Origin of the sequence: Paenibacillus nicotianae, assembly GCF_042681745.1 — a bacterium.
In the GTDB taxonomy this organism is placed as follows: Bacteria; Bacillota; Bacilli; order Paenibacillales; family Paenibacillaceae; genus Saccharibacillus; species Saccharibacillus nicotianae.
Window position 1 is genome coordinate 1321258 of sequence record NZ_JBHUGF010000010.1, and the last position, 12308, is coordinate 1333565.

Below are 12308 nucleotides of genomic sequence, written 5' to 3' on the forward strand. Positions count from 1 at the left end.
AGCATTTCCGGTATAGTGTGTCAAATGATTTTGAGTAGTAGTCTATGTATGTTTGGTGGTGAAAGAGTGTCGCTTGAGTTAAGATAGAAACCAAAGCATCCGGCATGATTACCAGCATTTTATTAATCATATGTATAAAGGAGATCTACCCATGAGTACTGATATCCAGCAACAAAATCAGTTAAGTATAGGAGAAGTAGCCGAACGTTCAGGATTAAGTGTCCATTCTCTTCGCTTTTATGAACGAGAAGGATTGTTACTATCTACACGAATCGCAAGAGACGAAGGAGGACGGAGACGCTATAGTGAAGTAGATGTAGAATGGTTATATATTTGCACACGACTGCGCGCTTCTGGTATGCCTATTGCTCAGATTCGTCGTTTTGCTGAACTTGTACGTATGGGCTCTGGCAATGAACATGAACGCTTGGAGATTTTGAAAGAACATCAACAGCGTGTGGTTAGTCAGATGGAACATTTAAATGACTGCTTGGAAGTGATTACGCTCAAAACAAATATATATGAAAATTATTTAAATCGTAATGAACCGGAGCAGACATGGGAAAATAAAAATCTGAACTGTGCCAATACAGATACTGATAACTTATCTAAGTAATATAGAGTACCAAATAAAATTACATTTTCGATAAAATCAGACTTGACCTAGAGTGAACTCTAGCTTGTACAGTAATAGTATCACCTATGAAAAGGAGAGAAATAATATGGAACATGCTTACACACAAACACCACAACACAAGATCAATTCTGGATTTGGACATGATAGTACGGCGAGTGAGGTATTACAAGGTATCGATCTTACAGGTAAATTTGCTTTAGTTACCGGTGGATATTCTGGTCTGGGACTTGAGACAACACGTGCGCTTGTACAAGCAGGCGCTTCGGTTATCGTGCCCGCTCGTCGCCCTGACGTAGCACAAGAAGCTTTGAAAGGATTAGAACATGTAGAAGTAGATGAGCTTGATTTGTCTGATCTGGATAGTGTGCGTGCATTTGCAGGTCGCCTTGTAGAGAGCGGACGCAGTATTGATCTGGCTATTCTAAATGCAGGTGTCATGGCTTGTCCTGAGACTCGAGTAGGGCCGGGATGGGAATTACAATTTGCTACTAATCATTTAGGGCATTTTACATTGATTAATTTGATCTGGCCTTTACTTACAGCAGGTGACGGCGCAAGAGTCGTAGCAACTTCATCGGCAGGGCATCATATTTCTCCAATCCGTTGGGATAATATTAATTTTGATGGTAATTATCAGAAATTTGAAGCGTATGGACAAGCCAAAACAGCTAATGCGCTATTTGCAGTCGAATTGGACAGACGTGGTAGTGAACAAGGAGTACGTGCCTTTTCTGTTCATCCCGGAGGTATCTTAACACCATTGCAACGTCATTTGCCGAAAGAAGAAATGGTTGCTTTGAAATGGATAGATGAAGATGGAAATGGAATCAATTCTGCTTTCAAAACGCCAGAGCAAGGGGCAGCGACTCAACTATGGGCTGCAACTTCTCCACAGTTAGAAGGTAAAGGTGGCGTATACTGTGAAGATTGTGATATTGCTGAACCGGCTGTGGAAGGTGTACCTTCTGTCGGTGTAAAAGAATATGCAGTCGATTCTGAGCAAGCCAAACGTCTATGGGACTTATCGGTACAGCTAACTGGAGCATCTATCTCATAAAAAAGTAGATCAATATAATATCAATATAGAAGAAGGTATATCTCTTAGAATCGATACAGAGAGATACCTTTTTTCTATTTCTATCACCGAAATATAGACATCTCAAGTCAAATATACGATTGGAGCGATACATAAAAGGGTAATATTAAGGGTTAGCATATCTAACAATTTTCTACTATTGGGAGGAATGTAATCATGTTGACTCAACCTTATCGTCCTGTCGCTTATCGAACTGAGCACAGCTTGGCTGGCATGGAACCTATTCCGACTCAAATGAATAATCCAACTTTATCTACTTATCGCGAACCTAATCGTTTAAATACTCGTGCTACGGATTTGTCATTACATCAGAAGTTACAAAATAATCTTGGCAAACATGGAATGTTCTATATGATTCCTAGTCGTGAGGTTATGCATAGTGATTATCGTGGTCTTTTAGAAGCTACCGGGGAAGATCATATTGTTATTCGTGATCTGAATACAGGGCTTCGACATGTATTGCCGTTGACTTCACTGGATTATGCCGTATTTACAGAACCGAATGGTGCATATACCCATATTTCTGGACAAAATCCTTCTATTCATGCACCATCCACACGTATGTAACTGTAGACAAATCACTCACTATAATACTATAAAAGAAGCGCCAGTTCAGTGGTTGAGCTCAACCGTTGAACTGGCGCTTTTTATCTACTTTTAGCTTTTGGTATACGTGTTATTTTTGATTTATAGATCAGCTATTATTTAAGGATTAACACTGTCGTTATAATCTTTCAATTTCTGTGTGATCTGCGCAGCGGCATCACTTAGAGCAGCTTGTGGTTGTTTGGAACCATTAAGAGCTTCTTCGATTGCTGTCTCTGTAAGTTGACGTGCTTCTGTGAAGATACCCATTACAGCACCTTGAGTCGCTGGATCGATTTTGGTATTGTGCAATTGATCAACAGCAGTCTCGAATTGCGGATATTTCTTCATATTTTCTTTAACCAAATCTTCATTATAAGCAGCTTTGGTAATTGGGAAGTAGCCTGTATTTACATGCCAGTAAGCTTGTTGTTCAGGCTCTGCTAAGAACTTGATAAATTTCCAAGCAGCTTGTTGTTCCGCAGCAGGCTTATCATTCATAATCCATAGGCTTGCACCACCGATTACAACGCCACCTTTACCGATATCACTAGAAGACACTTTAGGTAGTGGAGCTGTTCCGACTTCAAATTTACCTTCTGTTGAGCTAATCAATCCACGAAGAGAAGCTGTACTATCCATCGTTACTGCAACTTGACCCGCAGCAAATGCTTTTTTCGTATCGTCTGTTTTGCGACCTAGATTCAACATGTATTTCTCATCAATTAGCTTTTTCCACCATGTTAAAAATTTAACGCCAGGCTCAGAACCCAATTGAGATTCTGTTGCAAGTGCTGTACGTCCATTATCGTTATTTAACAATGTAGCGTCTTGACTAGCAAACATTTGCTCCATTAACCAACCGTAGATCGGCAATGACATCCCTGTTTGTCCATCTTTAGTTAAAGCTTTAGCCGCTGCTTCCCATTCATCCAAAGTTTTAGGAGGATTTTCAGGATCAAGACCAGCTTTTTTGAATGCATCTTTGTTATAGTAGAAAATTGGATTAGATGTGTTAAAAGGCATAGAGTACAATTGATTATCAAATGTATAGTATTTCAAAATATTCGGTTCAAATTGAGAAGTATCAAATTTATCTGCATCGATAAATTGTTGCATCGGTGTGATCGCTTGAGAATCGATCATATAACGTGTACCGACATCATACGTTTGAATCATGGTAGGGCCGCTACCTGATCCCATCGATGTTTTGAATTTGTTAATACTTGCATCGTAGTCGCCCTGGAAAATAGCTTCTACTTGAACATCTTTTTGCGAATCGTTGAATTTTTTCACTAATTCATCGACTACTTTATTCAAATCGCCACTCATCGAATGCCACCAGACTATTTTTACAGGACCGGAAGAAGTCTCGCTAGCTGCATCAGCAGTTGTACCTGTAGATGCTGTAGAACCTGTTGTACTTTGACCTCCACCACAAGCTGCCAGGAATAAAAATAGGCATAAACTAAGCAAACTCCATGTTTGACGCGAACGATTGATTTTCATTTCTTTTCGTATTCTCCTTTTGGTTGACAAAATTTTGAATAGATAATCTATGAGTTAGCCCTTCAGTGCACCTGCTGTTAGACCGCCTACAAGGCGACCCAGACCCACAGCGAGAAGAACAAGAGAAGGGAGCATCACCAACACAATACCAGCCATCACGACATTCCATGCAGTCACATCTGCAAACTGCAACATGCTGATCCCAATTTGCACTGTACGCATACTTTCACTATTGGTAATCAATAGCGGCCACAGATACATATTCCAATGATTGAGGAAAGAATAGATACCCAGTGTAGCCAGACCTGGCATCGATAACGGCACAGCCAGTGAAGCGAAAATACGAATATGTCCGCACCCATCAATACGAGCAGCTTCCATTAATTCTTTAGGTAATTGTAAGAAAAATTGACGCATTAAAAATGTACCAAAAGCAGTCGCAAGAAAAGGAACGGTTAGTCCTTGATAAGAATCTAACCAGCCCCAGCTACGAACAGTTAGATAATTGGGAATCACAGTCACTTCCCACGGGATCATCATGGTAGCCATAAATATACCGAATAAGATTTTACGACCCGGAAATCGTAGAAAAGCAAACGCATAAGCAGCCATACAGGATGTAATCAAATTACCGACTGTAATAATACTGCTTGTCACAAAGCTATTAACAATAAAGCGAATAATCGGAATATTGTTCATTACCGTTATAAAATTATCGATATTGATGCCTGATGGCAAAAATCGTGGCGGATATGTAGCTGATTCAGATTCAGTCATAAATGAGTTCGAAACTGCAATCCAAAAAGGTAAAAGGATAAGTACCGCAGCTACAATCATAAAGAAGTAAGCTATCCCTGTGCGCATTAGACCCTGTCTCATTGGTAATGCACCTTCTTTTCACCGAATTTGAACTGAATAAGCGTTAAGATCAAGATCATAACGAATAATACCAATGCTTGTGCGCTACCTGTGCCAAAGCGGAAATTCATAAACGCATCTTGATACAGATTGTAGACAATAACATTCGTACTGTTCATCGGGCCACCTTTAGTCAGAATATTGATCTGTCCAAATGCTTGAAATGAACCAATCATCGACGTCACACTAGCAAAGAAAATTGTAGGCGAGATCAGTGGTAACGTAAGCTGAACAAAAGTACGGGTTGGACTTGCTCCATCCATACGTGCACTTTCATAAATATCTTCAGGTACACCTTCCATGCCACCAAGTAGCAGAATGAATAAGAAGCCTAGATTCATCCAGATCGTCATAATCGAGATCGAGATCAATGCCCAGTTCGGATCAGTTAACCAGTTAATCGTTGGTAATCCAGCTACACTAAGAAAATAATTTAACGTTCCAAGTGTAGGATGAAAAAGAACCATCCAGATGACTGAACCTGTACTAACCGATATCGCAAGCGGTAGAGCGAAAATAAAGCGGAAGATGCGGCTACCTTTTAGACGGCTCCGGCAAAAGGCAGCTAAAATCAATGCTAGGATCAATGTTGTCGGTACAGTAAACAACATAAATTGAGTAGTTACCCACAAACTGCTGAGAAATGTATCGGAAGTAAATAAATTCGTGAAATTTTTAAACCCTACAAATTTGGCAACATCTCCACGCGGTGTAGTGGAATGTAGGCTGAGATACACCGATTTAGCCAGCGGGTAAAAAAGAAATATACCGAACAGCAATATAGAAGGAGCTAAAAATAAAGCTGCCAGCATATATTCATTCCAGCGGCGGGTCTGACGGGGATAACGCACGATAGAACGAGTTTTTCGAACCGAACGTTTCATTGATAATCCAGACGTTTTATCCAAGTTAACACTTACCTCACTTTCATCATTTGCTTCCCTTTTGATCATCTTGCTACGTGGTTCAGTATAAATACAGGATGTTAAGAGAAATGATTATCTATGTAAAAGATTTGTAATGAGATGAATAGAGCATTTGACGGGAGGGTTTGAGACGATATAATAAAGTAAGGAACATGTATAATCATACATAACTAAAAGAAGGGAGTGAGGACACTTGGGAAAATGACGGTGCATGTGATGTGGCGGCAAATTCAAAAAACAAATATACGAAGGAGGTGAACCCGTAGCTGTCTATCAATTGGACAGTACGGGATATACACTTGACTGACCCCTTACCCAGTTTACTTAATTTAGTTTTGGTGGCATTTCTGGTGATGCTCAATGGATTTTTTGTATCGGCTGAATTCGCAATGGTTAAAATTCGTAGTAGTCGATTAGAAACATTAGTCGATGGTGGTAGTAAAAGAGCGCGCTTTGCGCAAACGATCGTAAACAATCTGGATGCTTACCTTTCTGCTTGTCAGTTAGGGATAACATTAGCATCGCTTGGATTGGGGTGGATTGGTGAACCGGCGATTGCTGACCTGATCAGACCTGTATTTGCGGCATTTGGCTGGAATAATGATGTAGCTGTACACACTGTTTCTATTGTGATTGCTTTTGTAGTGATTACGATATTGCATATTGTACTTGGAGAGCTTGCTCCGAAGTCTCTGGCGATTCGCAAAGCGGAAGTCGTGAGCTTATGGACAGCAGCACCGATGCTATTATTCCATAAAATCATGTATCCCTTTATCTGGGTGTTGAACGGCATGGCGAACGCTTTACTCAAAATGTTTGGCATTGCTCCGGTCTCTGAAGAAGATTCTGCTCACACAGAAGAGGAAATACGTATACTTATGAAGGAAAGCAACAAGAGCGGACTGATCGATAATACCGAACTGGCGCTGGTTGATAATATATTCGAATTTGCTGATACAACCGCCCATGAGATCATGATCCCACGTACAGAAATGATCTGTCTGAGTCTACATGGTTCCAAAGAAGAAAATTTGGAGCTGGCTTTTGAAGGAATGCGTACTCGTTATCCGGTATGCGATGGCGACAAAGATCATATTGTCGGATTTGTGCATATTAAAGATTTGATGCGTTATCAAAGTGTAGATTCAGCCAAATTGATCCGTCCCATTATAGCTGTACCTGAATCAATCAAAATTAGTGAACTGATGAAGCTAATGCAACGTGGCAAAACACAGATTGCGATTTTGATTGATGAATATGGCGGTACAGCAGGTCTAGTAACTCTTGAAGACATTATGGAAGAAATCGTCGGCGAAATTCAAGATGAATTTGACCATGAACGTCCGGCTGTAGAACCTATAGATGATATGACATACTCGATTGATGGCATGATGTTAATTGAGGAGATCAATACACGGTTCTCATTGGATTTGGATTCGACAGAATACGATACCATTGGTGGTTGGCTGTATTCCCGAGTGGAGTCTTTACCTCCGCAAACCGGGCAAAGTGTGGCACATGAAGGACATCTGTTTGTGATCGAAGAGACGGAACAGAAGCGTATTTCAAGGGTGAAATTAGTAATTACGCAATTCGCAACAACTCATAATCAGGCAGGAGCCTGAACATCATCTGAATATCGTCACAAATAAAAAAGCAAACCACTTCTGTATAGGAGTGGTTTGCTTTTTTGCTGATAATACACGAGATAATAGTAGAAAATGATAAGGCTGAACCAAGAACTAAATATACGATCATTTCAATAAAGAAGTCGAAAACAGGGATACGAAACAGATAGTTAACGTTTCGTATTCCTGTTTTTTATTTTTATCTAACAGTGTACGATTTTTCTTTACAGAAGCCGATATAGGTGATATCATCTAACACTGTAAGATATAATCTAACGATGTTAGATAAAAAACGTTCAATGATCTATATTGTTTTTGCTAACTATTGAGATAGGCATAATGTTGTAGCTAATAGTGTATTGACCAATAAAGAATAAAAGAAAGTAGTGATAACTATGGATGCTAAAAATCTGTATTACTTTGAAGAAGCGCCAATTGCCAAATCGGTTACACATTTTGCGGTACCGATGATGTTAGGAATGTCGATGAGTGTTGTGTATTCGATTTTGAATGCGTATTTTATTGGTACGCTGAATAATACGGCGATGCTAACTGCACTTGCTTTAACATTGCCATTATTTTCAGTGATTATGGCGCTAGGCAATTTGATAGGGATAGGGAGTGGAGCATTTATTTCTCGATTGCTAGGAGAAAAAAGATATGATGATGTTAAACATGTATCTTCGTTTGCTTTTTATAGTAGTCTGATTCTGGGGTTGATTGTTGTAGCGATCGGGCTTCCTTTGCTTGATCCAATCGTGCAATTTTTAGGAGCTAATTCAGAATCGTTTGCTTTTACCAGAGACTATGTGATGATTATGCTGGCGGGTTCGCCATTTATTTTATTATTTTTTATGTTAGAAAATATTGTTCGTTCAGAAGGTGCAGCCAATACGTCAATGATCGGTATGATTTTGAGTGTAATTGTTAATATTATTCTTGATATCTTCGTTATTTTTGTTTTTCACTGGGGAGTCATCGGGGTCGCTTCTGCTACAGTGATTTCCAATCTAGTAGCCAGTGCGTATTATGCTTTTCATATCGGGTACAAAAGTCAATTTTTGACCATCTCTATCAGAGCTTTTAAAGTAACAAAAGAAATTGTAAGTAATGTATTCAAAATAGGCGTTCCTGTTTTTATTATGAGCCTTTTTCTGGGAGCGATGTCGCTGATTTTTAATCGTTTTCTGATTGAGTATGGGGAACAAGCAGTAGCTGGATTTGGGATTTCATCACGTTTATTGCAATTTCCTGAATGTATCTTAATGGGATTATGCGAAGGTGTAGTACCGATGATTGCTTTTAATTTTGTAGCCAATAAAGAACGGATGAAGCAGACGATCACATTTACGATCAAAGCGATTGTAATATTAGCTACGATATTCGGAATAATTGTCTATTTTATTTCAGATCATTTAATAGGTCTATTCACCAACGATCCGCAATTAATTGAAATGGGTAGCTATATTCTGCATGTAACGTTTTTATCCTTATTTATTACAGGAATCACCGTTTTGTTTACAGGTATTTTCCAAGCAACCGCACAAGGAACAGCGGCATTTATCATGTCTATTATTCAAGGAATTACGTTAATTCCTGTATTGTATATCGCTAATCAAATGAATGGTTTTCATGGGGTGGTATGGTCACTTGTGATCTCGGATGTTGTTGCATTTCTGGTAGGGGCTATAATGCTCTATATGTTGCGCAATAAATTACAACCTGATTTGGAAAGTATAGCAGCATAACCAAAATCTAATTCGCTATCTCTTTATATAGGATAGAAAGCACTATGGATCAGAAAATAAACAATAAAAGCCCTCTTACCACAAAGATAAGAGGGTTTTTGCTATATACAGTATTTATATTGTTATCGGCTAAATATATCTTAGCGACGACGATCTGCATCTTCGCTTTCAGCATCGATTTCTTCGTCATCTTCGGTTACCTGTAATTCGGTATCGCCTTCATTATCAGCTACATAACGATCCAGATCTTCGCCGCGCTGTACATGACGTTGACCACCTTCGATATCGTTACCAGCGAATTTCTCAATATCTTCTACTGTACCGTTATCTTTATTTTCGCCACCTTCAGCAAGTTCATTATAGCTTTCGACATCACGCTGTGTAGACATAGCAGGTGAATCAGCTACACCATATTCTTCTACAGCTTGCCATGCGCCAGCATCATCGAATTTACCAGTATGATTTTGACGATTTTCGCCAGCACCTTTAGCAGCAGGAGTAATCAAATCTTCTTCTATCGGGCGATAATCATTGACACCGCCGCCTTCTTCAGCACTTTCGCCAACTAACATAGTGGTATAAGGAAGTGCTTGTAGACGTTCAAAAGGAATTTCTTTTCCACTGATCTCACTGATTCCATACGTACCATCTTCGATACGTTGTAGTGCAGCATTGATTTGATCTAGCGTATCATCCATATTATCATCGATTGCCATATCACGTTCACGTTCATACGTTTCTGTACCAAGATCACCAGGGTGGTTATCAACAGAAGAAAGTTCTCCTGTCGAATCAAGTTCAGATTCAGTCTGACCATCAGCCGTATCATTTTCCATATTAAAATGACGCTCTAATGCTTCTTTATTTTCCAATAAGCTATTTTTTAGTTCCTCAATTTGTGAAGATTGTAAGTGTTTCATCGTGTGTTTCCCCTCTCAAGACGAGTTATCGTAAATTTATAAGATGTTTGTAGAATGATGCAATCTATTCTCCATTTACCCTACTATCCCAATAATCAATCGTTTGTTAGGAAAAGGAAATGTTTGGTTAATACAACATAACAACCACTATAGTTTTGAAAGGGGAGAATTAATGTGAAAGCACTAACATATCAAGGTAAACGTAAAGTGAAAGTCAAAGAGGTAGAAGATGCAAAGTTACAAAAACAAGATGATGTTCTAATCCGCATTACATCTACAGCCATCTGTGGATCTGATTTGCATATATTTAATGGCAATATCCCAGGAATGGACGGAGATTATGTAATTGGACACGAACCGATGGGAATCGTAGAGGAAGTCGGCCCAGAAGTAACGAAAGTGAAAAAAGGCGACCGCGTTATTATTCCTTTTAACGTATCTTGTGGTGAATGTTTCTTCTGTAAAAATGAAATGGAAAGCCAATGCGATAATGCGAATGAAAATCCTGAAAAAGATACAGGCGCAATGTTTGGTTATTCTAATACTTACGGTGGATTTGCAGGCGGACAAGCCGAATACTTACGTGTACCTTATGGTAACTTTTTACCATTCGTTATTCCAGAAAGCTTGGAAGTTCCAGATGAAGATGTACTATTTTTGTCTGATGTTATCCCAACAGCCTACTGGAGTGTTGAAAGCGCTGGCGTGAAAAAAGGCGATACCGTTATCGTACTTGGTTGTGGCCCTATCGGATTAATCACGCAAAAATTTGCTTGGCAAAAAGGAGCAAAACGCGTTATCGCTGTCGATCATATCGATTACCGTCTAGCTCATGCGAAGCGTACCAATAATGTAGAGACAGTAAATTTCAAAGATGTAGGCGATGCAGATCAATATCTGATTGAACTCACCAGTGGTGGAGCAGACGTGGTTATTGACTGTGTCGGTCTAGATGCAGAGAAATCAACTATCGAGAAAGTCGAAACAGCTTTGAAAATTCAAGGCGGTTCACTGGGTGCTTTCCAATTAGCTAGTAATGTAGTACGCAAATTTGGTACGATTCAGTTAACAGGAGTATATGGATTGAACTACAATCAATTCCCTTTAGGTCATTTATTTGAACGTAATATTCAGTTGAAAATGGGTCAAGCGCCTGTTGTTCACTATATGCCAGAGTTGTTCAAACAAATTCAAACAGGACAGTTCAGTGCCGCTGATATTATTACTCATCGTCTTTCTTTGGATGAAGCAGAGCATGGTTACCATGTATTTGATAGCAAAGAAGAGAACTGTATCAAAGTTGTATTGAAGCCATAATAGGCTATCTTTCGTAGAATAGTAATTAATACCTGTATCTCATTTAATATAAAAAGTGTGGATTCCTTATGGAGTCTACACTTTTTTTGTGTTGTGATCTTGCAAAAGCGAAATATTCAACTTATAATTTGATAATGATAATCATTTTCAATTAGAAAGGAAGCGTTGAAATGAATATATCTCTTCCCGCATTTCACCATGCGTTTTATACATTATCTTTGCGCAAGCCTGAACAACAAGACAGTATTATTCGAATAGGAGAAGTACAATTCGGCGGTGGACGCTTTGTCGCTATTGTATCTACAGAAGCAGAATCAAGAATAGAAATGGAACAAGATGCCGCTGCAATCAGTCGCTCAGGAGCGCAGATTATCGCCGGTCATTGGAAAGAACAGAATGAAGGGATTCCTTTTCGTAAAATGAGCACATTACAACGCGTAGCCAATCAATATGGACTACTGACTATGTTAGAAGTAACCGCTCATGAACAATTGAAAATATGTGAAGAATATGCTGATCTGATTGCTATCGATATTCGTTTACTACGTAATCAATTGTTATTACGCCGATTGAGTAGCGTGAAGCGTCCGATTGTTTTGAAGCGTAGTCATCAAGATTCATATGAAGATTTGTTAGGAGCGGCTGAATACCTATTATCTCATGGTAATCCTAATATTATTTTATGCGAAGGCAGTATTTGTCCTTTTGAAAATATACATTATAACTCGCTCGATATTGCAGCCATTCCAGAATTACGCCAATTGACGCATCTACCTGTTATTGCTTATCCAGTTCATTGTATATCCAATGGAAATACACTTAGCTCTATTACCAAAGCCTGTGTCGCGGCAGGAGCAGATGGATTATTTTTAGAACTAAAGTCTAATATTACAGAGGATTATACAAATACTCGCTCTATAAATACTCAAGCTTTATCCTCTGAAGAATATGCCGCATTAATGCACGATGTACGGATGCTTGCACTGGTATGTGGACGACGAATGAGCCGCATGAACAATTAAAA

General features: G+C 39.1%; 11 protein-coding genes. 7 read left to right on the forward strand and 4 right to left on the reverse strand.

Annotated elements, in window-relative coordinates:
• Positions 1-151: 151 nt before the first annotated feature.
• From ACFSGI_RS10135 to ACFSGI_RS10145, 3 genes are all read left to right on the forward strand, one after another.
• Positions 152-616, forward strand: coding sequence for a MerR family transcriptional regulator (locus tag ACFSGI_RS10135; RefSeq protein ID WP_204824018.1), 465 nt, complete (start codon positions 152-154; stop codon positions 614-616).
• A 106-nt stretch (positions 617-722) separates the two neighbouring features.
• On the forward strand, positions 723-1694 hold the full coding sequence (locus ACFSGI_RS10140; protein WP_204824019.1) for an SDR family NAD(P)-dependent oxidoreductase: 972 nt from the start codon (positions 723-725) through the stop codon (positions 1692-1694).
• Positions 1695-1889: 195 nt separating this feature from the next.
• Positions 1890-2300 (forward strand): spore coat protein GerQ, encoded by a 411-nt coding sequence (locus ACFSGI_RS10145; protein WP_204824020.1) that lies wholly within the window; start codon positions 1890-1892, stop codon positions 2298-2300.
• Between the two features lie 138 nt (positions 2301-2438).
• On the opposite strand, the gene ACFSGI_RS10150 is transcribed toward ACFSGI_RS10145, so the two are convergent.
• From ACFSGI_RS10150 to ACFSGI_RS10160, 3 genes are read right to left on the reverse strand one after another with little or no spacing between them, the layout of a single operon-like run.
• Positions 2439-3827, reverse strand: a complete 1389-nt coding sequence (locus ACFSGI_RS10150; RefSeq protein ID WP_204824021.1) for an ABC transporter substrate-binding protein — start codon at positions 3825-3827, stop codon at positions 2439-2441.
• Between the two features lie 54 nt (positions 3828-3881).
• The gene (locus ACFSGI_RS10155; protein WP_379283121.1) at positions 3882-4706 is read right to left on the reverse strand and encodes a carbohydrate ABC transporter permease; all 825 of its coding nucleotides are present in this window, start codon (positions 4704-4706) and stop codon (positions 3882-3884) included.
• On the reverse strand, positions 4703-5629 hold the full coding sequence (locus ACFSGI_RS10160) for a carbohydrate ABC transporter permease (protein ID WP_204824980.1): 927 nt from the start codon (positions 5627-5629) through the stop codon (positions 4703-4705). The genes ACFSGI_RS10155 and ACFSGI_RS10160 overlap by 4 nt, the downstream gene beginning before the upstream one ends.
• Before the next feature lie 341 nt (positions 5630-5970).
• On the opposite strand from ACFSGI_RS10160, the gene ACFSGI_RS10165 reads away from it, so the two are divergent.
• Both ACFSGI_RS10165 and ACFSGI_RS10170 read left to right on the forward strand, forming a co-directional pair.
• Entirely contained in the window at positions 5971-7296 is a 1326-nt protein-coding gene (locus ACFSGI_RS10165) for a hemolysin family protein (RefSeq protein ID WP_204824022.1), read from the forward strand.
• A gap of 398 nt (positions 7297-7694) precedes the next feature.
• A complete protein-coding gene (locus tag ACFSGI_RS10170; RefSeq protein ID WP_204824023.1) occupies positions 7695-9047 on the forward strand; it encodes an MATE family efflux transporter in 1353 nt (450 codons plus the stop codon).
• Between the two features lie 140 nt (positions 9048-9187).
• On the opposite strand, the gene ACFSGI_RS10175 is transcribed toward ACFSGI_RS10170, so the two are convergent.
• Positions 9188-9967: a TraR/DksA C4-type zinc finger protein gene (locus tag ACFSGI_RS10175; protein ID WP_204824024.1), complete on the reverse strand. Its 780-nt coding sequence runs from the start codon at positions 9965-9967 to the stop codon at positions 9188-9190.
• Between the two features lie 174 nt (positions 9968-10141).
• Here ACFSGI_RS10175 and ACFSGI_RS10180 point away from each other — a divergent pair, with 174 nt between their 5' ends.
• Together ACFSGI_RS10180 and ACFSGI_RS10185 are read left to right on the forward strand one after the other, a co-directional pair.
• Positions 10142-11284, forward strand: a complete 1143-nt coding sequence (locus tag ACFSGI_RS10180; protein ID WP_204824025.1) for a zinc-dependent alcohol dehydrogenase — start codon at positions 10142-10144, stop codon at positions 11282-11284.
• Between the two features lie 170 nt (positions 11285-11454).
• A complete protein-coding gene (locus tag ACFSGI_RS10185; protein WP_204824026.1) occupies positions 11455-12306 on the forward strand; it encodes a hypothetical protein in 852 nt (283 codons plus the stop codon).
• The last annotated feature ends 2 nt before the right edge of the window (positions 12307-12308 follow it).

What these genes read in the sequence shown, in the direction of transcription:
- ACFSGI_RS10135 (WP_204824018.1), top strand. Translation starts at nt 152, where the DNA reads ATGAGTACTGATATCCAGCAACAAAATCAGTTAAGTATAGGAGAAGTA.
- ACFSGI_RS10140 (WP_204824019.1), top strand. Translation starts at nt 723, where the DNA reads ATGGAACATGCTTACACACAAACACCACAACACAAGATCAATTCTGGA.
- ACFSGI_RS10145 (WP_204824020.1), top strand. Translation starts at nt 1,890, where the DNA reads ATGTTGACTCAACCTTATCGTCCTGTCGCTTATCGAACTGAGCACAGC.
- ACFSGI_RS10150 (WP_204824021.1), bottom strand. Translation starts at nt 3,827, where the DNA reads ATGAAAATCAATCGTTCGCGTCAAACATGGAGTTTGCTTAGTTTATGC.
- ACFSGI_RS10155 (WP_379283121.1), bottom strand. Translation starts at nt 4,706, where the DNA reads ATGAGACAGGGTCTAATGCGCACAGGGATAGCTTACTTCTTTATGATT.
- ACFSGI_RS10160 (WP_204824980.1), bottom strand. Translation starts at nt 5,629, where the DNA reads ATGAAACGTTCGGTTCGAAAAACTCGTTCTATCGTGCGTTATCCCCGT.
- ACFSGI_RS10170 (WP_204824023.1), top strand. Translation starts at nt 7,695, where the DNA reads ATGGATGCTAAAAATCTGTATTACTTTGAAGAAGCGCCAATTGCCAAA.
- ACFSGI_RS10175 (WP_204824024.1), bottom strand. Translation starts at nt 9,967, where the DNA reads ATGAAACACTTACAATCTTCACAAATTGAGGAACTAAAAAATAGCTTA.
- ACFSGI_RS10185 (WP_204824026.1), top strand. Translation starts at nt 11,455, where the DNA reads ATGAATATATCTCTTCCCGCATTTCACCATGCGTTTTATACATTATCT.